Raw genomic sequence first — 20,275 nt, 5'->3', positions numbered from 1 at the left:
GTCACCGTGGTGGTCGTGGTCACGGCTTGGGGGTCAGCCACAGGCGCTGTCCATTCACTTCGGATGCGGGCTTGTCCCAGACCCCGGCGATGGCCTCGGCCAGCTCCGTGACGTCCGTGAAGCCCGCGAACTTCGCATTCGGGCGCTCGGCGCGCATCGCGTCGTGCACCAGTGCCTTGATCACCAGGATGGCAGCAGCGGTACGCGGCCCGTCCTCGCCCCCGGCCTTGCGGAAGGCGTCGCCCAGGGCCAGCGTCCACGCCTCGGCGGCGGCCTTGGAGGCGGCGTACGCGGCGTTCCCGGCGGTCGGCTTCGAGGCTCCGGCGGCGCTGATCAGCAGGTAGCGGCCCCGGTCGCTGCGCTCCAGGCCGCCCTGGAAGGCGAGCGAGGTGTGCTGCACCGTGCGGATCAGCAGCTTCTCCAGCAGGTCCCAGTCGGCGAGGTCGGTCTCCGCGAAGGACGCGGAGCCGCGCCAGCCGCCGACGAGGTGGATCATGCCGTCGATCCGGCCGAATTCCTTCTCGGTCTTGTCGGCCCAGGCGCGCGTCGCCTCCAGGTCGAGCAGGTCCACGGTGTCACCGGTGACGGTGGCCCCGCCGTGCGCGTACCTGGCGGCGTCCACGGCCTCCGCGAGACGGGCGGCGTCCGCGTCCGCCCCGACGACCGTGGCACCGGCCTCGGCGAGCCGCAGGAGGGTGGCGCGCCCCGCCGGCCCCGCCGCCCCCGCCACCGCGATGACGGCACCGTCCAGAGGGCCCTCGGGAGGGTTGGCTGCGTTCATGTCGGTCGCCTCCTCGGCGCGGGAGCTCATGCGGCCACCCGCTCGGCGCTCGCCGCGGTGATGCCCTTGGTGGAGGCGATCACGGTCTTGAGCTTCTTGGAAAGCGCCTCATAGAACATGCTCAGCGGAAACTCGTCAGGAAGCACGTCGTCGACCAGTTTCCGCGGCGGCAGCGACAGGTCCAGGGCGTCGGGGCCCTTGGCCCAGCGGGATCCCGGGTGCGGGGCGAGATAGGTCGAGACCAGGTCGTACGCGGCGAACCAGTGGACCAGCTTCGGCCGGTCGATGCCCGCCCGGTACAGGTCCTCGATCTCGCCGCAGAGCTGGTTGGTGACCTGCGGGGCCCGCTCCCAGTCGATCTTGAGGGTGTTGTCGGTCCAGCGCACCACGTCGTGCTTGTGCAGGTACGCGAAGAGGAGCTGGCCGCCGAGACCGTCGTAGTTGCGGACCCGCTCGCCGGTGACCGGGAAGCGGAACATCCGGTCGAAGAGCACCGCGTACTGCACGTCGCGGCCCTGCTTGACGCCGTCGGCCTCCAGCTTCACGGCCTCCTTGAAGGCGGTGAGGTCGCAGCGCAGCTCTTCGAGCCCGTACATCCAGAACGGCTGGCGCTGCTTGATCATGAAGGGGTCGAAGGGCAGGTCGCCGTGGCTGTGCGTGCGGTCGTGGACCATGTCCCACAGGACGAAGGCCTCCTGGCAGCGGTCCTGGTCGGCGACCATGGCCCGGATGTCCTCGGGGAGCTCGACACCGAGGATGTCCACGGCCGCCTCGGTGACCGCGCGGAAGCGGGCCGCTTCGCGGTCGCAGAAGATGCCGCCCCAGGTGAATCGTTCCGGCGCCTGGCGCACGGCGATGGTCTCGGGGAAGAGCACGGCGGAGTTGGTGTCGTAGCCCGAGGTGAAGTCCTCGAAGGTGATGCCGCAGAACAGCGGGTTGTCGTAGCGCGTGCGCTCCAGCTCCGCCAGCCACTCGGGCCACACCATGCGCAGCACGACGGCTTCGAGGTTGCGGTCCGGGTTGCCGTTCTGGGTGTACATCGGGAAGAGCACGAGGTGCTGGAGGCCGTCGGCGCGCGCGAGGGCGGGCTGGAAGGCGAGCAGCGAGTCGAGGAAGTCGGGGACGCCGAATCCGGCGTCGGCCCAGGCGCGGAGGTCGCTCGCGAGCGCCCGGTGGTACGCCTCGTCGTGCGGCAGCAGCGGGGAGAGCTCCCCGACCGCGGTGATCACCTGGTCGAGCGTGGCCCCGGCGAGGGCGCGCGTCGGGGCGCCGTCGGCGTCGAAGTCGATGGATCCGTCGGCGGACTGCCAGGGCCGGATCTCCTCGACGGAGCGCTTCAGCGCCGCCCACGCCGGGTGGTCGATCACCCGCGAGGCCTCGGCTATGGCTCCACCAGCAATGTCCTGCATCAGATTTTGCGTCATGTCACTTCCTCCACGGGAGAACCTCGCGTAAAGGAACCGTATCCATCTACGGTTCTTCCACACAAGAGGTCCGTGGGAAATTATCCTGTGGCACCCCCCAGATCACCGGAAGTCTTCCTGTCCGACACCCCGGTGGCGGCGATGGCTCCGGCGACGGCGGACATGGCGGCGCGGGAGTCCACCAGTGCTTCGGTGAACCCCAGGAACCCGTGGAACATCGCCGGGAAGTGCTCCTCGGCGACCTTCACCCCTGCTGCCCGCAATGCGGAGGCGTAAGCCCTCCCCTCGTCGCAGAGCGGGTCGCAGCCCGCCGTCAGCACGAGGGCGGGAGGCAGCCCGGCCGGGTCCGGGGCCCGCAGCGGGGAGGCGTACGGATGGCGGGCGTCGGGGCTCCCGGGCCCGGCGGGGCCGAGGTACTGCTCCCAGAACCACCGCATGTGAGCGGCCGTCAGGAAGTAGCCGGTGGCGTTGCGGCGGTACGAGTCGGTGTCCTGGGCGGCGTCGAGCACCGGGTAGAGCAGCACCTGCAGCGCGAGGTCCGGGCCGCCGCGCTCGCGGGCGATGCGGGCGGCGACGGTGGCGAGCGCGCCGCCCGCGCTGTCGCCCGCGACGACCAGGGCACCGGGATCGCCGCCCAGCTCGCCGAGGTGTCCGGCGGCCCAGAGCAGCGCCGCGTAGGCATCCTCGACGGCCGCCGGGAAGGGCGCCTCCGGGGCCAGCCGGTAATCCACGGAAACGACGGCCGCCCCCGCGTCGCGGCACAGCTTGCGCACGGTCGCATCGTGGGAGTCGAGCCCGCAGATGCTGAATCCGCCGCCGTGGAAGAAGACGACGGTGGGAAACGGGGCGGGCCGGTCGGGCAGATAAACCCTGACGGGCACGGGCGGCGCCCCCGCCGGACCGGGAACCGCCCGCTCCTCGACGAAGCCGACCGGCAGCGCCACCCGCCCGGCCCCCGGCGCAACGGCCAGAAGGCGACGCGCCTCGACGGCGTCGGTGACGGCGCCACCGAGATCGGGAAACGCCGCGGCAAGCAGGTCGACGAGGGGACGAGCGGCGGGGTCGAGGCGGTCGGGGGCGGCGGGTTGGTCGGGGGCGGCAGACGGAATGGGCCGGTGGGAGGCATCGGGCCGGTCGGGGGAAGCGGACGCAACGGGCCGGTCGGGGGCATCGGGCCGGTCGGGAGCGGCGTACCGGTCGGAGGCCGCAGGCCAGTCGGGGGCCGCGGACGCAACAGGCCGGTCGGAGACGGCAGGCCGGTCGGACGCCGCAGACGCAACAGACCGGTCGGGCTCGGCAGGCCGGTCGGAGGCCGCGGGCCGGTACGCGGTCACGGGGGTCACAGCTCCCTGAAGTGTGGGATGACCTTTTGGCCCCACTGACGCAGCGTCTCCAGGCAGGCTTCCTGCGGGACGGTGCCCATCTGGATCAGGCACATGATCTCGTCGGCGCCCGCGTCCCTGAGCCGTTCCACGTATGCGATGGCGTCGTCGGCGGTGCCGTAGGCGTGGTCGGGGTTGAAGGTGGCCGTCGAGTTCGGGCGTACCGGGATGTCGTGCTCGTGCAGGTGTGCCACCACCTGTTCGGCCGCCCTGCGCATCTCGGCCGCCTCGTCGGTGCCCTCCACGACCGCCTCGTCGGGGATGCCCGCGCCGCCGTACCAGTGGCCGATGGACTGGGCGAAGAAGCGCTGGCCCCGGATGCCGATGCTGCGGGCCCGCTCGCCGTCGTCCAGGACGATGGTGGGGCAGAGCACCGAGAAGTGGTCGTTGACGACGGTCGACACGAAGCGCGCGTCGCCCCGGGCCGCGCGCGCCGCGTCGTAGGTCTGCCGCATCCCGGCGATCGAGTCGGGTCCGGCGAAGCCCATCACCAGGGCGCCGACGCCCAGTTCGGCGGCCCGGGTGAGGGTTTCGGTACGGCTGCAGGCGAGGAAGAGCGGCGGGTGCGGGGTCTGCCGGGGGCGCGGCAGGATCGGGTGTGGATCGATGTCGATGAGCTCGCCGTGGTACTCCAGTTCGTCGTTCTGCCAGGCCTTGCCGATGATCCTCAGGCCCTCCTCGACCTCCTGGGCCGTACGGTCGCGGTCGACTCCGCACAGCGAGGTCTCCTGCTCGGTGCCGCCGCGCCCGGCACCGAGGTCGAGCCGTCCGCCGGAGAGCAGGTCGAGCATGGCGGCGCGCTCGGCCACCCGGGCGGGGTGGTTGAAGGCGAACGGCATGCAGACGACGCCGTGGCCGATCCGGATGGTCGAGGTCTTGGCGGCGACGTACGCGAGGAACACCTCGGGCGCGGACATGTGCGCGTACCACTTGAGGGAGTGGTGCTCGACGGCCCAGACCCGGTCGAAGCCCATCTGCTCGGCGAGTACGGCCTGTTCGACGCTGTCGCGGATGACCTGGCGCTCGCGCTCGGGGGTGGGGTCGGCCAACTGGGCCTCGAAGATGACTGAGAATTCCACGGCCCCTCCAGGGGGTTGATTTCCGTGCTCCGCCCTTACTTCAATTCGTCATATGACTAGTCGTCAGGTCCCGAAGAAGCAAGACGCACGACGCGACGGACCCGCCGCGATCCCCGAACTCCCGGCCACCGCCTGGGCGGTGCTCGGCCTGCTGTCCTTCCCCGGCGAGCGCACCGGGTACGAGCTGAAGAAGTGGGCGGACTCCTCGCTGCGCTTCTTCTACTTCTCGCCCGCGCTCAGCCAGATCTACGCCGAGCTGCGCAGACTGGAGTCCCTGGGGTACGTCACGTCGCGCCGCTCGGGCCCCGAGGAGCCGCGCACCAAACGGAGTTACGCGATCACCGGCGCGGGCCGCGAGGCGCTCACCGGGTGGGCCGACGGCACCGAGGACGTCGAGCCGCCCGTACTGAAGCACCCGCTCGTGCTGCGCGTCTGGCTCGGCCACCTCGCGGACCCCGACCGGCTGCGCGACCGGATTGCCTCCCATATCGCGCGTACGGAAGGGGAGTTGGCGGAAGTACGGGAGGCCCAGCGGCGGGCCGACGGGGTGGCGGACTGGGCGCACCCCCGGGTGGCGCTGCGCTGGGCGGAGCGCCAGCACCTCGCGGAACTGGAGCTGGCGCGGGCGATGCTCACGGACCTCACGGAACTCGCGGACCTCGCGGACCTCGCGGACCTCGCGGAACCGACGCCCCTCACCGCCCCCACGGACCCGCGCGCACTCCGTCAACTCCCGCCGCACACGCCCACGGACGGGTGACGGAGGCCCAACCGGGTCCCGTACGGCGGTAGGACGGTCCCACCCTGTCCTACGTACCGCCGCCACTCCCCCATGTACCTGGAGACGTCCCCCGTGAGCATGCGCGCCATTCTTCTCGCCGCCCTCGTCACCGCTCTGATCCTCGGAATCGCGAACATCCAGACCGAGGATTCCACTTCCGCACGTCAGCCGGGTTCCGTTGCGGAGGCCGGCCGCTAGGCTTCTCGCGAGTCCTCGCCGATAAGTTCCGAGTCGCTTTGAGCCGCCGTCGACGGAAGCGAGATCGCCTTGTCTTTCCTCACCATCGGTCATCGCGGAGTCATGGGTGTCGAACCCGAGAACACCCTGAGCTCCTTCCTCCACGCCCAGCAGGCGGGCATGGACGTCATCGAACTCGATCTGCACCTGAGCAAGGACGGCGCACTCGTCGTCATGCACGATCCCGACGTGGACCGCACCACCGACGGGCACGGCCCGATCGCCGGGATGACCCTCGCGGAGCTGCGCACCCTCGACGCCGGGAAGGGCCAGCGCATTCCGCTCTTCGAGGAAGTCCTGGACGCGGTCACCGCTCCGCTCCAGGCCGAGATCAAGGACGTGGCCGCCGCACAGGCACTGGCCGAGGTCATGCACCGGCGCGCACTGGTGGACCGCGTCGAGGTGCTGTCGTTCCACGACGAGGCGCTGGAGCGGATCTCGGCGCTGGTGCCCGGGGTGCGGACGGCCCTGGTCGCCCAGTTCTACGGTCCGGAGGTGGTCGAGCGGGCCCTGGCGGCGGGAGCCGGGGCCCTCGTGCTCGACCTGCAGCGGCTCACCCTGGAGACCGTCCACCTGGCGCACGCCGGGAAGCTGCGGGTGATCGGCTGGGTGGCGAACACCCCGGAGGAACTGCGGCTGGCCCACGCGCTGGAGCTGGACGGGGTGACCACCGACTTCCCGGAGATCCGCAGGACCGGCCGCTTCATGGCGTGAGGGTCGCGGAGCGGGCGAGCGGCGCCCGCCGGCCTCCGGTGCTCAGAGCTCCTTGGTGAGCAGCTCGAACTGGAGGTCGTCGCGCTGCGGGATGCCGAAGCGCTCGTCGCCGTACGGGAAGGGCGTCATCTGTCCCGTACGGCGGTAGCCCCGGCGCTCGTACCAGGCGATCAGCTCGTGCCGTACGGAGATCACGGTCATCCGCATCTCCCGGACCCCCCAGGTCTCCTGCGCCAGCCGCTCCGCCTCGGCGATGATCGCCTTGCCCAGTCCGCCGCCCTGGAGCCCGGGGCGTACCGCGAACATGCCGAAGAAGCCGGCCTCGCCCCGGTGTTCGATGCGGCAGCAGGCGATGAGCTCGCCGTCGCGCTCGACGGCGAGCAGGCGGCTGCCGGGGGCGGCGATGGCTTCGAGGACGCCTTCGGGGTCGGTCCGCTGGCCCTGGAGGATGTCCGCCTCGGTGGTCCATCCCGCGCGGCTGCTGTCGCCCCGGTAGGCCGATTCGACGAGTCCGGCCAGGGCCTGCGCGTCGCCCTCGGCGGCGTCACGGAAGACGAGTTCCCCGGAGACCGGGTGCGAAGTGGTGTTCATGGCGGTGTTTCCCTCTGCTGGTGCGGTGGCGGCTGTTGCTGTGGCGGCGGATGTGCGCACGGAAGATCCTGCGACCCTAACGCGGCTCCGCGCTCCCCCCGTGTGCCGTTGCGCATGCGTGCGCCCCGGGCAATGCGGGCATCGACTCCTCGACCTGTCGACAAGTCGTGGAGTACCCGAGCGGGGAGGGACGCCGTGCACGGAACGGCGATGTCCGGCTGGCTACTGGTGGCACTGTGCGGGCTGACGAGTGCCTACTGCCTGCTGCGGATGCGCAGCGGTCCCGAGGAGCAGCGCGGGGTGGCCCGCGGTGAGGCGCTGATGGGGTTCGGGATGGCCGTGATGGCGGTGCCCGCCGCCGTGTTCGCGCCGCCGGAGTGGAGCTGGGCGGTGTACGCGGTGGTGTTCGGCGGGGCGGCGCTGCGGGCGCTGTGGTGGGCGCGGGGCGCGGTCCTGCCGGGGCGCGGCCGTGGTGACGTGGCCGGGAACGGGGGTGAGTCGGCTGCGCACGCGCACCGGCTGCACCATCTTATCGGTTCCGTGGCGATGGTGTACATGGCGGTGGCCATGGCCCCGGGCGCGGGCGGCGGACACGTCGGTCACGCCGTCGCGGGCGGGGTTCCGCTGCTCACCGGGGCGCTGCTGGTCTATTACGCGGTGTACGTGCTGCGGGTGGGGGCGCGGCTGCTCCCCGTGCCGGCGGCGGCGACCTCCGCGGGAACCTCTGCGGGAGCCTCCGCGGGCGTGACCGGGACGGTGGCCTGGGGGGCGCGTCCGGAACTGGCGCTCGCCTGCCGTCTCGCGATGGCGCTGGGCATGCTGACGATGCTGCTCGCGCTCTGAGCCGCTCCCGTTTGAAACATGATCCACCGTGTCGTACGTCACTCCCGGTCCGCGTCCGTACCGCGGCCGGGGCCGCCCTCATAGGCTGGGGCCATGACGGTCTCCCTGGCGCTGCTGGTACTCGGCCTGCTGACCGCCCTCGTCGCTCCGCGGCTCCTCGCGGCGACGGACTGGCGGGAGCGGGAACCCGTGGTCGCGCTGTGGATGTGGCAGTGCGTGGTGGGCGGTGTCCTGCTGTGCTTCGCGCTCGCGATGACGTTCAGCGCGGCGGCCGCCTGGCAGCTGGTGCGCGGCCACGTCTTCGCCTCCGCACCGCACGGGGTCGTCGAGGCGTACGCCCTGAGCGCGGGCGGCCCGTGGGCCGCCGTGCTCGCGGTCGTCCTGGCGGGCTGCGGGGTGTGGACGGGTGCGATGCTGACCCGGGAGATCCACCGGTCGCGCACCCGGCGCAAGCAGCACCGCGCGGAACTGCTGGTACGCGCCCCGGCGTTGCCCGGCGAGGAGCCCGGCGAGGACCGCCTCGTGGTCCTGGAGGGAGAGCACCCGGACGCCAGGTGGCTGCCAGGCACCCCCGGCACCGAACCCCGGCTGGTCATCACCACGGCGGCGCTGCGCCGTCTCAAGGGCCGTCAGCTGGACGCGGTGGTCGCCCACGAGCAGGGACACGCGCGGGCCAGGCACGACTGGCTGCTGCACTGCTCGGGTGCGCTGGCCGAGGGCTTTCCCCGGATCCCGGTGTTCGCCGCGTTCCGCGACGAGATGCACCACCTGGTCGAGCTGGCCGCCGACGACATGGCGTCCAAGCGGCACGGCCGGCTGACGACGGCGCTCGCCCTGGTCGAACTGAACGAGCACCGTGGGGTGTTCGGACCTTCGTCGTCACCGGACGCGGGTCTTCCGCAGCGGGTGAACCGGCTGCTCTCCCCGGTGCCCCGGCTCAGTCCGGGCCGTCGGCTGCGGCTCACCGCGGCGTGTGCGCTGGTGCCCGTCGTACCGCTGGTGGTGGCATTCGTGCCGGGACTCAGCGCCCTCGGATAGCTTGATCCACCGCTGGTCGGCAAGTATCACCTCATGCGCTCCCCCGATTCCGGCCCGTCCTCCTCCCGTCCTCCCGGGCGTCCTTCCCGGCACCCCTCCCCCCGCTCGCCGTCGCCCGTGCTCCTCGCGGGTGCCGTGCTCACCGGACTGTTCGGCCTGCTGCTGGGCCTGGTCGCCGCCCGGTGGGCTCCGCTGCTCGCCCTCGACGGCGACCTCGCGAACAGCCTCCACCGGCTGGCCGTCGAGGAGCCGGGGCTGACGCAGGCCAACCGGATCTTCTCCGACTGGATCTGGGACCCCTGGACCATGCGTCTGGTGATCGCGGTGGTCTTCGTGTGGCTGCTGATGCGTGGCGAGCGGCTGATCGCGGGGTGGATCGCGGCGACGAGCCTGGCCGGTGCGCTGGTGCAGCAGTTCCTGAAGTGGGTGGTGGGGCGCGAGCGTCCGCTGTGGCCCGACCCGGTCGATTCCGCGCACTACGCCGCGTTCCCCTCCGGGCACGCGATGACGGCGACGGTCACCTTCGGTCTGCTGCTGTGGGTGCTGCGGCTGCACGGCAGGAGGGGCCCGGCGCGGATCGCGCTGCTGGTGGTGGGTGTGGTGTCGGCGCTGGGCGTGGGCCTCACCCGGATGTATCTGGGGGTGCACTGGTTCACCGACGTACTGGGCGGCTGGCTGCTCGGGGCCGCGCTGGTGCTGCTGGCCGCCGCCCTTTACGCGCACCGGACCGCAGCTCGGGAATGCTCGGCGCCATGACGATCAAAGCCGTGCTCTTCGATTTCTCCGGCACCCTGCTGCGCATCGAGTCGACCCGCTCCTGGCTGCGCGCGGTGGTCGCGGACCGCTCCCCTGGCCTGTCCCTGACCGAGGCCGAACTGGACGGGTACGCCGCCCTCCTGGAGGAGGCGGGCGCCCTGCCGGGCGGGGCCGATCCGCTGCGGATGCCGCCGGAACTGGCCGGACTGTGGGCGACCCGCGACGAGACCATGGAGCGGCACCGGGCCGCGTACACCGGCCTCTCCCGCCAGGTGGAGCTCCCGGACGACGCCCTGCACGACGAGCTGTACGAGCGCCACCGGACACCGGCCGCCTGGCAGCCCTACCCCGACGCCCGGGAGGTCCTTGAGTCGCTGCACGCGCGCGGGGTGGCGGTGGGCGTGGTGAGCAACATCGGCTGGGACCTTCGCCCGGTGTTCCGGGAGCACGGCCTCGACCGGTACGTCGACGCCTATGTCCTGTCGTACGAACACGGTGTCCAGAAGCCCGACCCCCGGCTGTTCCGCACGGCCTGCGAGGCACTGGGGCAGGATCCGGCCGGTGTCCTGATGGTGGGCGACGACCGGCGTGCCGACGGCGGGGCCGCCGCGCTGGGCTGCGCCGTGCACTTCGTGGACCACCTGCCGGTCGCGGAGCGCCCCGACGGGCTGCGCCCGGTGCTGGGCCTGCTCGGCTGAACCACAGCCTTGGGCGATCCCCCGCGTCGCCCAAGGCTGCAGCGCAGCACATCCGTCCCCGCCCTCACGAAGGGGGGACGGAACCGCGCTGAGTATATTGGCTCGGAGCCAGTCAACGCAGGAGTTACAGGATGTCCCCGCGCAGCGCATCGGTCAATGAAGAGTTGCGCCGCCGTTCCCGCGAGCGGATTCTGCAGGCGACGGTGGAGCTGGTGAGCGAACGTGGTTACGAGGCGACCACCCTGGGTGACATCGCGGACCGGGCCGGTTCGGCGCGCGGCCTGGTCTCGTACTACTTCCCCGGCAAGCGGCAGCTGCTGCAGTCCGCCGTGCACCGGCTGATGCACCGGACGATCCGCGAGGCGCTGGAGCGCGAACCGAGCCCGGCCGAGGGTCCACAGGTGCTCGCGCGGGCGGTGGACGCGGTGCTGGGGCTCGCGAACGAGCGTCCGGTACTGATGCGCACGCACATGGCGGGCATCCTCCAGGCCGAGGGTTTCGTGCAGTGCCCCGAGCAACGGCAGCTCGCGGAGGTGCTGAAGGGCGCAGTGCGGCGGTACGGGGCGCCGGACCCCGACTCCGCGTACCCGTTGCTGCGGGCACTGCTGATGGGGGCGGTCTTCGCGATGCTGCTGCCGGGGGCGGCGATGCCGCTCGCGGAGCTGCGGGCCGAGCTCTTCCAGCGGTACGGACTGGACTGGGAGATGGGGGTGCCGCCGGACGGGGCTCCGCCCGGCGGCACGGTCGCCGCGGGCACGCCGGGCCGGTGAGGAAGCCGGTTCAGCGGCGGTTGTGGCGGGGAGCCAGGTACCCCTCGTCGCGGGCGCCCGCGATGACCTTGAGGGACTTGCGGCGGCTGCGCCCGGTCGCGTACATCACCGCGAGCACCGGGTCCTTGCCCTCCTCCTGGGCCGCCCGGTAGGCCTCGGCTGCGACTCTGCGGCCGGCGCTGCCGCGCGGCCAGGAGGGGCGGGCCCGGCGCTTGCCCGGGGGCTCCTCGTCGAAGCCCGGGCCGCCGGCGCGGAAGCCGCGCGAGGACGTCGCACCGGCTGCGTACTGCTCGGCGACGACCCGGCAGGCGTCCTCCAGCGGGCCTTCGATCCAGTCGGCGAGTGCGGCGAAACCGTCCAGCGACAGCGGTGGTTCGGCCCGCATGTCCTCGACGGCGACCCGCCCCTCGAAGACCACGGCGAGCACGTCGATCCGGGCTCCGTCGGCGAAGGTCAGCCGTACGTTGAACCAGGGCGGAAGGATGTCGCGGCGCGGACCGGCGCCGCAGCCGGCCCCGTCGGGGTCGGCGGTCACGGTGCCGTGGCCCTGCAGTTCCCAGACAGGCCATACCGAAACCGCACCATTGGGTTCATAACGGGCAGTTGCGTCACAATAGGTACTTTCCGTCACATAGGGCAACGTAGCTTCACCCGCCCGCAGCGGCGCCACGGCACGCACGCGCCCTCACCACATGGCACTCCGTTAGCGCAGCACCCCCGGCACCCCTCCGTGGCACTCCCCCGAGCACCTCCCTGCCGCCCTCTGCCGCTGCCGCCGCAGCGGTGCGATGCTGGAGACCCCTGCGGGAGGGAGCTTCGCCGTGCTTCGCGTCGCAGTCGTCGGGTCGGGCCCCAGTGGGGTCTACACGGCCCAGGCCCTGGTCCAGCAGACGGTCGTGCCCGATGTCCGGGTGCACGTACTGGACCGGCTGCCGTGTCCGTACGGCCTGGTCAGGTACGGCGTCGCCCCCGACCACGAGAAGATCAAGTCCCTTCAGGGCACGCTCCGTACGGTCCTGGAGCACGAACGGGTCACCTTCGTGGGCAACATGGAGGCAGGTACGCCCGAACTGCCCGCCCACCGGCTGCTGGAGCTCTACCACGCGGTGGTCTACTGCGTCGGCGCCGCCACCGACCGACGGCTCGGCATTCCGGGCGAGGACCTGCCGGGCAGCTTCTCCGCCACCGAGTTCGTCTCCTGGTACAGCGCCCACCCTGACGCGGACCCGGGCGGCTTCGCGCTGGGGGTGCGGTCGGCGGTGGTGATCGGGGTCGGCAACGTGGCGGTGGACGTGGCGCGGGTACTGGCGCGCGGCGCCGGTGAGTTGCTGCCCACGGACGTGCCGCAGCCCGCCCTGGACCTGCTGTCGGGGTCGACGGTGCGCGAGGTGCACATGGTGGGGCGGCGCGGCCCCTCGCAGGCCAAGTTCACCACCAAGGAACTGCGCGAACTGGGCGCGCTGCCCCAGGCGTCGGTCTCGGTGGAACCGGCCGAACTCGCCCTGGATCCGGCGTACGTCGACCCCTCGGGACTGCCCACCGCGCTGCGCCGCAACGTGGAGGTGCTGCGCGGCTGGGCCGCCGCACCGCCGCCCCCGCGCGCACGCGTACTGCGGCTCCGCTTCCATCTGCGTCCCGTCGAACTCCTCGCCGGGGCGGGCCGGGTGGCCGCCGTACGGTTCGAGAGGACGGTGCCGGACGGGACGGGCGGGGTGCGCGGGACGGGATCGTACGAGGACATCGAGGCGCAGCTGGTGCTGCGTTCGGTCGGCTATCACGGGATGCCGGTGCCGGGGCTGCCGTTCGATCCGGCGCGCGGGACGGTGCCGCACGCGGCCGGGCGGGTGCTGCGGGAGGGTGCGCCCTCGCCCGGGGAGTACGTCGCGGGGTGGATCAAGCGGGGGCCCACGGGGGTGATCGGCACCAACCGGCCTTGCGCGAAGGAGACGGCGGGCTCGCTGCTCGCGGACGCGGCGGTGCTCGCCGAGCGCCGGGTCGCCGATGAACCCCTGGATGTCATGCGGGAGTTGGGGCTGTGTCCGGTGGAGTGGCCGGGGTGGCTGGCGATCGAGGCGGCGGAGTCCTCGCTCGGGGCCTCGCTGGGGCGGCGGTCCGTGAAGATCGCCGACTGGGCGGGGCTGCTGGCGGCGGCGCGCGGCGGGGTGAGCTGACCGGCTTCGGCGGCGGACGGGCTCCGGTTCGGCTGCGGGCGGACCGCCTCGGTTCAGTCGCGGGCGGCCTGCGACTCGGCTGCCTCCAGGACGGTTTCCAGTAGGCCGGGGAAGAGTTCTTCCAGGTCGTCGCCGCGCAGTTCGTTCAGCTTCGTGGTGCCCCGGTAGACCTGCCGGATGAGGCCGCTCTCGCGCAGGACGCGGAAGTGGTGGGTGCTGGTCGACTTGGTGACCGGCAGCCCGAAGGCCGAACAGGCGAGCTCGTCCTCCGCCGTGGCCAGTTCACGCACGATGCGCAGCCGCATGGGGTCGGACAGGGCGTGCAGCACTCCTTCCAGCCGGATGTCGGCGCGGGTGGGGTGGACGAGTTCGCGGCTGCCGGCTGCGGCGGCGGCGGCAGTGGCGGCGGTGGCGGCCATGACGGCCTCCCTTTTGCTCGGAGTACGGGCCCTTCGGCCTCGACGGCATTGTACGAGACCCCTCGTAGTTTGACAGGCGTCGTACTACGATGCTTATCGTACTACCGGCAACCGGCCCTCCGAGAACGGATTCCGCTGTGAGCAACCTCTTCACGCCCTTCACCCTGCGCGAGCTGACCATCCCGAACCGGATCTGGATGGCTCCCATGTGCCAGTACTCGGCCGCACCCGACGGACCCGGGGCGGGAGTTCCGTGCGACTGGCACTTCGCCCACTACGCGGCGCGGGCCGCCGGCGGCACCGGACTGATCCTCGTCGAGGCCACCGCGGTCAGCCCGGAGGGCCGGATCAGCCCGTACGACCTGGGCCTGTGGAACGAGACCCAGCAGGAGGCGTTCCGGCGCGTCACCACCTTCCTGAAGGGGCAGGGCACCGTCCCCGGGATCCAGCTCGGCCACGGTGGCCGCAAGGCGTCGACCGACCGGCCCTGGAAGGGCGGCGAGCCCGTGGGCCCCGAGGCGCACGGCTGGCAGCCGGTCGCCCCCAGCGCGGTGCCCTTCGCCGAGGGGCACCCGGTGCCCGAGTCGCTGAGCACCTCGGACATCGAGCGGATCGTCGGGCAGTTCGCGGACGCCGCGCGCCGGGCGCTCGAAGCGGGCTTCGAGGTGGTCGAGATCCACGGCGCCCACGGCTATCTGATCGGCGAGTTCCTCTCCCCGCACTCCAACCGGCGCACCGACGCCTACGGGGGCTCGTACGAGAACCGCACCCGGTTCCCGCTGGAAGTCGTGGACGCCGTGCGTGCGGTCTGGCCGCAGGAGAAGCCGCTGTTCTTCCGCATCTCCGCGACGGACTGGCTGGAGGACGGCGAGAGCGGGACGCCCGGCTGGACTGCGGACGAGACCGTCCGGTTCGCCGCGCAGCTCCACGAGCACGGTGTCGACCTGCTCGACGTCTCGACCGGCGGCAACGCCTCCGGGGTCCGCATCCCCACCGGGCCCGGGTACCAAGTGCCCTTCGCCGCCCGGGTGAAGAGCGAGACCTCGCTGCCCGTCGCCGCCGTCGGTCTCATCACCGAGGCGGCGCAGGCGGAGAAGATCCTCGCCAACGGGGAGGCCGATGCGGTGCTGCTGGGGCGGGAGTTGCTCCGTAACCCTTCCTTCGCGCGGCAGGCGGCGCGCGAGCTCGGGGCCGAGGTCCGGGTGCCGGACCAGTACCACCGGTCGGTCTGATCAGTAGCCGTGGGCCCTCGGCGGTCAGTCCTTGACGGCGAGCCGTTCCTCCTCGCGGGGCCGCTCCGCCGGGGTGGGCGCGGCGGTCCTGCGCAGGACGGTCAGCGCGATGAGGACGGCGGCGACCAGGAGCGCGGCACCGAGGGTGAAGGCGAACGCGTAACCCGCGCTCAGGGCGTCGGGCGCCGTGCTCGTGCCGGTGCGCTGCTGGGCCGCCGAGCCCAGGGCCGCGAGGCCGAGCGCGGCGCCGAGCTGGCGTGAACTGCCCAGCAGCCCCGAGGCCATGCCCGCCTCGTGGGCCGCGACACCGGCGGTCGCGAGGGAGACGACCGGCCCCAGGCAGAGCCCGAAGCCGATGCCGCCGAGCAGCGAGGGGCCCAGGACGTCCACGAGGAAGGTGCCGTCCGGGGTGATCGTGCCGAACCAGGCCAGCGCGAGCGCGGTCAGGACGCCGCCGCCGGCCAGCAGGACCCGGGGCGGGAACCGGTAGCCCAGCTTGATGGCGAGGACGGAGCCCCCGATCACTCCGAGGGCCATCGGCAGGAACATCACGCCGCTCGCCGCCGGGCCCGCGCCGAGTACCCGCTGGAGGTAGAGGGACATGAAGTAGAAGGACGAGGCCAGTGCCGCGCCGACGAGGAGGTTGAAGGCGTTGGCGCCGACCACCGCGCGGTTGGCGAACAGGCCGAGCCTGACCAGCGGTTCACGGGTGGTGGTCCGCTCCACCTGGAGGAAAGCGGCGAGCAGCGCGACGGCGAGGGCCAGGGTCACCAGAGTGACGGGCGAGGTCCACGCGTACTGGTCGGTGCGCACCACTCCGAACACCAGCAGGGTCATGCCCGCGGTGACCAGCACCCCGCCGAGCACGTCCGGCCGCCCGCCACGGGCCGCCGAAGGCCCGGCCGCGATGCCCCGCCGGGCCATGAGCAGCGCGCCTGCCGCCATCGGTACGTTCACGAACATCACCCACCGCCAGCTCGCGTACTCGGTGAGCACTCCGCCGATCAGGACGCCGAACGCGGCTCCGGCGGCGTTCGTCGCGCTCCACACCCCGAAGGCCTTCACCCGGGCCTTTCCGCTGGGGTAGGCCGAGGCCAGCAGGGCCAGTGCGGCCGGGGCCAGGATCGCGGCGCCGACGCCCTGGGCCGCGCGGGCGGCGACCAGATGGCCGGGTTCCTGGGCGAAGCCGCCCAGGAGCGAGGCGAGGCCGAACAGCCCGAGGCCGAACAGCAGCACCCGCTTGCGGCCGTAGGTGTCGGCCGCCTTGCCGCCCAGCAGGAGCAGCCCGCCGAAGGTGAGGGCGTACGCGTGGATCACCCAGGTCAGTCCCACCGCGCTGAAGCCGAGGCCCGCCGCGATCTGCGGAAGTCCCACGTTCACGACCGACAGGTCCAGCGACACCATGAACTGGACGACGGCCACCACGGCGAGCGTGAGTCCGGGACCGCGGCCCGCCTGTGATCCCCGTTGCTCCTTTCGCCTCTCGCCCGAACTCCCCGCGCGAATAGCCCTGTTGGCCATGGCATGACTCCGTCCCCGCTTCACGTCCCGACTTTCGGAACATGTTCCGAAAGTAGCATCACGGCAGGGCGCTGTGAATACGGGAAGGCGGAAATCGACACCCTTCACGGGGCGGGCAAGCCCGGGGCGGCATGATGGGGCCATGTCCCCCGCACCCGCATCGCAGGGCCGAACCGGCCGCCCGCCCCTGACCTCACGTGCGCAGATCCTGGTCGCGGCCCGCCGGCTCATCGACCGGGACGGCTGGGAGAAACTCACCATCCGCCGGCTGGCCACCGAGGTGGGCATCGGGGCGACGACCCTGTACCACCACATCCGGAACAAGGACGACCTGCTGGTCCTCCTGCTCAACGACTACCTCGGCCGGGTCGAGTACCCCGAACTGCCCGACGATCCGCGCGAACGCATCCTCGTCGCCGCCCTCATCACGCGCGACGTCCTCGCGGAGTGGCCCTGGGCGGTGGAGATCCTCACGGCCGACGGCTTCCTCGGACTGCTCGACGAGTCGGCGCTGTCGATGGTCGAAGTGATCCTGGCGGGGGCGCAGGACTACGGCTGCACGCCCGAGCAGTCGATCGAGTTCTTCCGCAACATCTGGTACTTCACCGTGGGCGAACTCCTCGTCCGCGCCCGCTCCCCGCACCGGAAGCCGGACGGGAAACTCCCCGTCTACCGCACCGGTTTCGACGCCTCGCAGGTGCCGCGGCTGGCGGGTGTCTACGAGCAGTGGGCCGTGGTGGCGGCGCGGGACACCTACGCCGAAGGGCTCCGCGCGTTCGTCGACGGGCTGCTGGCGCGGGCCGTCGCGGCGAACGGGCGGAGCTGATCCGGGCGGTCCCGGTCGTTCCGCGGAGCCGTCCCGGTCACCCGACGGTGAAGGGCTCCGTCGCACCGCTGAAGGGGCCGCCGGTGGCGCTGTCCCCGTGATAGCGCAGGCGGTAGGTGCCGGGCACCGGTCCGTACGGACCGTGCGGGCCGTCGGGAATCGTCCAGGTGACGGTGGCCGTCGAGGTGGTGCGGCCGGTGCGGGCCCAGCGGAAGGTGGTCGACCAGTCGCCGTCGTCGGCGACCCGGGTCCAGGTGCTGTCGCTGTCGTTGTCGCTGCCCGCTCCCCCGGGCTCGTTACGGCGTTCCACGGTGAGGTAAGTGCCGCCCCTGCGCAGGTCGTTGCCGGGGTGGGCGGCGACGAAGGTGGCGGTGACGCGTTCGCCGATGCGGGCGAAGGAGAGTACGTCGCCGTAGGCGCGGCCCTCGTGCGGTTCGTCGGGGGCCGGGGTGCGCTTGGCGATCCGGGCCTCGGGCAGCGGTTCGGGGGTGCCCCGGCGGACGGGCCGGCCCTCGCGCATCGCGGTGGCCAGGGTCGCGGCCGTCTGGCACAGCGCCGGGAGCTGCCACTTGCCGAAGAGCGTGCTGCCGCCCTCGTACTCCTGGGCCTCGTACTCCTCGGGCGTGGTGACGTAGTGGAAGTAGCCGTTGCTGTAGCTCGCGACGAGTACGTCGTCGAGGTCCGCGCCAACGATTCCGGCGACCGTACGGCGCAGTCGCAGGCCCGCGACGATGGTGACCTCGCCGGGGATGCCGAGGAGGTAGAGCCGGCCGACGCGCAGGAGCTGGACGGGAACGCGCTCCTGGACCATGGGCCGCAGCCGGTTGAGCGGGCCCGCGGGCAGGACCAGGGCCTTGGGGGCGTGGGCGGCGCGCAGGGCGGGCGAGAGTGCGTAGATCACCCGCTGGGAGAGGGCGTCCCAGACAGGGTTGCGGCCCTCCCGGAATCCGGCGAAGCCCTTGCCGTCGGCCCAGGCCCCCGCGAGGGCCGCCGCGCCGCCGACCGGCCTGCCGGTGCGGTGGGCGCGGCCGTCGCCGGTGAACTCGGGGCCGACCTCGGTACGGGAGAGGTCGATGTGGGTGATCCGGTGGTCGAGGGGACCGGTCAGCGGGGTGGCCGTGTCGAGGAGTTCGGTGGCCGACCGCTGCTGCCGGGAGCCGGTGATGCGGGTGTTCTCGTACTCGTCCTCGGTGGGCCCGCTGCCCGGGCGGAGATTGAGGTTCGGGGACATGTCACCGGCGTTGGTCTGGGCGAACGCGGTGATCAGGGGCGGGGGTTCGGCCGCCAGATAGTCGGCGCCGGCCTCCAGTCGTTCCCATGTGTAGGCGGCGTACCCCTTGTTGTCGCCGGTGATGAGGGTGTTGGTGTTGGTCATGCTGGTGTTGTGCACGGGGAACCAGTGCACCGCGCCTGCCAGTTGGCCCTCGCGCTCGATCCGCAGCAGGGTGGTGTGCGGGTCGACGGCCTGGGGGAAGTACGCGCGGTCGCGTTCGGGGTTGCGGTCGAAGGCGCGGCGGGAGCGGTTGGCGCTGGTGTCGTGGAGTTCGCCGTGGGCGAGGGAGAGCGCGGCGGGGGCGAGGTCGTCGAGGGCGGCGAGGGCGGCCTGGGTGATGCCGTCGACGATCGCGGCGAAGGTCTTGGGGCGGAAGCCGCCGGTGTTGCTGTTGTAGAGCGCGTGGTGGAAGTAGCCGCCGGGGCCGCAGTGGGTGTGGGTGGCGGTGATCATCACATTGGACTCGCTCCAGCCGTCCGGCAGCCGCCCCACCACCTCCTGGACGAGCCCGCCGGATATCAAGGGCAGGTCGCAGATCACCAGCAGCAGACGGCGGCCGCCCCCGGCCACGCCGTCGGCGGTTCCCCCGGTATTGCCTTCCGCCAGGGCGAAGGCACGCGCGCGCAGGCGCGTGTGGATGCCGGTGGTCTGCTGCTCGGCCTTGCCGTAACCGAGCATTCCGCACTCGGCGGCCTCCCCGGTGATGTCGGCGATGCCCCGGCCGGCCAGGTGACTCATGTGCGCTCGCTCTCCGATGCGGGTGGTACGGGTGGAACGGGTGTGGTGGACGAGGTGGGCGTGGCGGGTGCGGTGGGGGCCTTCGGTGCGGAGCGCTGGAGGAGATACCCCGCCGCGGCCGCCGCGAAGAACATCAATACCCCGTAGGTGGCCCCGGGGACGGCCATTTCACTGCTTCCGAGGATGCCGAGGGAGATGGTGATGGCCAGGGTGGTGTTGTGCAGGCCGATCTCCATGCAGGAGGCGACGGCCTGGCGGCGCTCCACCCGGAACAGCCGGGGCGCCCAGTAGCCGATGGACAGGCTGCACACCAGCAGCGCGGCCGAGACGGGGCCGACCTGGCCGAGGTAGGTGCCCAGGTTGTCGAGTTCCTGGGACGCCGCCCCGACGATGATCAGTACCAGCACGACCACCGAAGCGATCTTGACCGGCCGGTCGGCGCGCTCGGCGAAGCGCGGGGCGCGCGCCCTGACGTACATCCCGATCACGACCGGGATCAGCACGACCGCGAAGACCTGGAGGGTCTTGCCGAACTGGAGCCCCAGCGCGCTGTCGTCGCCCAGGAAGTACTGGGCGGAGAAGTTGAACACCAGGGGCAGGGTGATCACGGAGATCACCGAGTTCACGGCGGTGAGCGTGATGTTGAGGGCCACGTCGCCGCCGTAGAGGTGGCTGAAGAGGTTGGCCGTGGTGCCGCCGGGCGAGGCGGCGACCAGCATCATCCCGGTCGCCAGGACCGGTGACAGGTCGAAGGCGAGCACCAGGCCGAAGCAGACCGCGGGAAGCAGCAGCACCTGGCAGACCAGGGCCACGACGGTGGCCCTGGGATGGGCGAGCACCCGCCGGAAGTCGGCGGGGGTGAGCCCGAGCCCGAGTCCCAGCATGATGACGGCTAGCGCGAACGGCAGTGCTATGGCGGCGAAGCCCATGGCGGCGAGTCCCTGCTCTGGCGGTCCGGAGTACCTGGCGGTGGAACCGCGTTCCGGTCGGTGACCGGCGTA

At 72.1% G+C, this 20,275-nt stretch carries 20 protein-coding genes; 10 read left to right on the top strand and 10 right to left on the bottom strand.

Translation table 11 applies throughout. The features are described from left to right. Positions 1–19 precede the first annotated feature (19 nt). From ACZ5PB_RS18430 to ACZ5PB_RS18415, 4 genes are all read right to left on the bottom strand, one after another. A complete protein-coding gene (locus ACZ5PB_RS18430) occupies positions 20–811 on the bottom strand; it encodes an SDR family NAD(P)-dependent oxidoreductase (protein ID WP_468692333.1) in 792 nt (263 codons plus the stop codon). Next, positions 808–2,190, bottom strand: a complete 1,383-nt coding sequence (locus ACZ5PB_RS18425; RefSeq protein WP_468692684.1) for a DUF6421 family protein — start codon at positions 2,188–2,190, stop codon at positions 808–810. The genes ACZ5PB_RS18430 and ACZ5PB_RS18425 overlap by 4 nt, the downstream gene beginning before the upstream one ends. A 95-nt stretch (positions 2,191–2,285) precedes the next feature. Then, entirely contained in the window at positions 2,286–3,548 is a 1,263-nt protein-coding gene (locus ACZ5PB_RS18420; protein WP_468692331.1) for an alpha/beta hydrolase, read from the bottom strand. Further along, entirely contained in the window at positions 3,545–4,666 is a 1,122-nt protein-coding gene (locus ACZ5PB_RS18415) for an LLM class flavin-dependent oxidoreductase (RefSeq protein WP_468692329.1), read from the bottom strand. The genes ACZ5PB_RS18420 and ACZ5PB_RS18415 overlap by 4 nt, the downstream gene beginning before the upstream one ends. Before the next feature lie 52 nt (positions 4,667–4,718). Between ACZ5PB_RS18415 and ACZ5PB_RS18410 the strand changes: the two genes are divergently transcribed. Both ACZ5PB_RS18410 and ACZ5PB_RS18405 read left to right on the top strand, forming a co-directional pair. Then, positions 4,719–5,426, top strand: a complete 708-nt coding sequence (locus ACZ5PB_RS18410) for a helix-turn-helix transcriptional regulator (protein WP_468692327.1) — start codon at positions 4,719–4,721, stop codon at positions 5,424–5,426. Between the two features lie 288 nt (positions 5,427–5,714). Beyond that, a complete protein-coding gene (locus ACZ5PB_RS18405) occupies positions 5,715–6,398 on the top strand; it encodes a glycerophosphodiester phosphodiesterase (protein ID WP_468692325.1) in 684 nt (227 codons plus the stop codon). Between the two features lie 42 nt (positions 6,399–6,440). Here the strand turns inward: ACZ5PB_RS18405 and ACZ5PB_RS18400 are convergent, their stop codons facing one another. Further along, positions 6,441–6,989: a GNAT family N-acetyltransferase gene (locus ACZ5PB_RS18400; RefSeq protein WP_468692324.1), complete on the bottom strand. Its 549-nt coding sequence runs from the start codon at positions 6,987–6,989 to the stop codon at positions 6,441–6,443. A gap of 210 nt (positions 6,990–7,199) precedes the next feature. Here ACZ5PB_RS18400 and ACZ5PB_RS18395 point away from each other — a divergent pair, with 210 nt between their 5' ends. The 5 genes from ACZ5PB_RS18395 (at position 7,200) to ACZ5PB_RS18375 (ending at position 11,094) form a co-directional block, all read left to right on the top strand. After that, positions 7,200–7,832 carry a DUF5134 domain-containing protein gene (locus ACZ5PB_RS18395; RefSeq protein ID WP_468692322.1) on the top strand — a complete coding sequence of 211 codons (633 nt, stop codon included), beginning with the start codon at positions 7,200–7,202 and terminating at the stop codon, positions 7,830–7,832. A gap of 93 nt (positions 7,833–7,925) precedes the next feature. After that, positions 7,926–8,870, top strand: coding sequence for a M56 family metallopeptidase (locus ACZ5PB_RS18390; protein ID WP_468692320.1), 945 nt, complete (start codon positions 7,926–7,928; stop codon positions 8,868–8,870). A gap of 33 nt (positions 8,871–8,903) precedes the next feature. Then, entirely contained in the window at positions 8,904–9,626 is a 723-nt protein-coding gene (locus ACZ5PB_RS18385; protein WP_468692318.1) for a phosphatase PAP2 family protein, read from the top strand. A gap of 2 nt (positions 9,627–9,628) precedes the next feature. Further along, complete coding sequence (locus tag ACZ5PB_RS18380) at positions 9,629–10,324, top strand: HAD family hydrolase (protein ID WP_468692683.1); 696 nt, start codon at positions 9,629–9,631, stop codon at positions 10,322–10,324. 131 nt (positions 10,325–10,455) lie between these two features. Beyond that, entirely contained in the window at positions 10,456–11,094 is a 639-nt protein-coding gene (locus ACZ5PB_RS18375; protein ID WP_468692317.1) for a TetR/AcrR family transcriptional regulator, read from the top strand. A 10-nt stretch (positions 11,095–11,104) separates the two neighbouring features. Here the strand turns inward: ACZ5PB_RS18375 and ACZ5PB_RS18370 are convergent, their stop codons facing one another. Beyond that, a complete protein-coding gene (locus tag ACZ5PB_RS18370; RefSeq protein ID WP_468692315.1) occupies positions 11,105–11,629 on the bottom strand; it encodes a DUF6214 family protein in 525 nt (174 codons plus the stop codon). Positions 11,630–11,915: 286 nt separating this feature from the next. Here ACZ5PB_RS18370 and ACZ5PB_RS18365 point away from each other — a divergent pair, with 286 nt between their 5' ends. Continuing rightward, on the top strand, positions 11,916–13,265 hold the full coding sequence (locus ACZ5PB_RS18365) for an FAD-dependent oxidoreductase (protein WP_468692314.1): 1,350 nt from the start codon (positions 11,916–11,918) through the stop codon (positions 13,263–13,265). A gap of 53 nt (positions 13,266–13,318) precedes the next feature. Here the strand turns inward: ACZ5PB_RS18365 and ACZ5PB_RS18360 are convergent, their stop codons facing one another. Further along, positions 13,319–13,684 carry an ArsR/SmtB family transcription factor gene (locus tag ACZ5PB_RS18360; protein WP_468692313.1) on the bottom strand — a complete coding sequence of 122 codons (366 nt, stop codon included), beginning with the start codon at positions 13,682–13,684 and terminating at the stop codon, positions 13,319–13,321. A 137-nt stretch (positions 13,685–13,821) separates the two neighbouring features. Here ACZ5PB_RS18360 and ACZ5PB_RS18355 point away from each other — a divergent pair, with 137 nt between their 5' ends. Next, entirely contained in the window at positions 13,822–14,916 is a 1,095-nt protein-coding gene (locus ACZ5PB_RS18355; RefSeq protein WP_468692312.1) for an NADH:flavin oxidoreductase/NADH oxidase, read from the top strand. A 24-nt stretch (positions 14,917–14,940) separates the two neighbouring features. On the opposite strand, the gene ACZ5PB_RS18350 is transcribed toward ACZ5PB_RS18355, so the two are convergent. Beyond that, a complete protein-coding gene (locus ACZ5PB_RS18350) occupies positions 14,941–16,338 on the bottom strand; it encodes an MFS transporter (RefSeq protein WP_468692310.1) in 1,398 nt (465 codons plus the stop codon). Positions 16,339–16,579: 241 nt separating this feature from the next. Here ACZ5PB_RS18350 and ACZ5PB_RS18345 point away from each other — a divergent pair, with 241 nt between their 5' ends. Then, positions 16,580–17,263 (top strand): TetR/AcrR family transcriptional regulator, encoded by a 684-nt coding sequence (locus ACZ5PB_RS18345; protein ID WP_468692308.1) that lies wholly within the window; start codon positions 16,580–16,582, stop codon positions 17,261–17,263. Positions 17,264–17,300: 37 nt separating this feature from the next. Here ACZ5PB_RS18345 and ACZ5PB_RS18340 read toward each other — a convergent pair whose 3' ends face one another. Together ACZ5PB_RS18340 and ACZ5PB_RS18335 are read right to left on the bottom strand one after the other, a co-directional pair. Further along, the gene (locus tag ACZ5PB_RS18340; protein WP_468692306.1) at positions 17,301–19,274 is read right to left on the bottom strand and encodes a neutral/alkaline non-lysosomal ceramidase N-terminal domain-containing protein; all 1,974 of its coding nucleotides are present in this window, start codon (positions 19,272–19,274) and stop codon (positions 17,301–17,303) included. Next, entirely contained in the window at positions 19,271–20,203 is a 933-nt protein-coding gene (locus ACZ5PB_RS18335; RefSeq protein WP_468692304.1) for a bile acid:sodium symporter family protein, read from the bottom strand. The genes ACZ5PB_RS18340 and ACZ5PB_RS18335 overlap by 4 nt, the downstream gene beginning before the upstream one ends. Between the last annotated feature and the right edge of the window lie 72 nt (positions 20,204–20,275).

The sequence above is a fragment of the Streptomyces sp. NPDC032721 genome, from assembly GCF_055579625.1.
The sequence above is the reverse complement of the archived record's forward strand: the minus strand, read 5'-3'. Positions and strand labels throughout refer to the sequence as shown.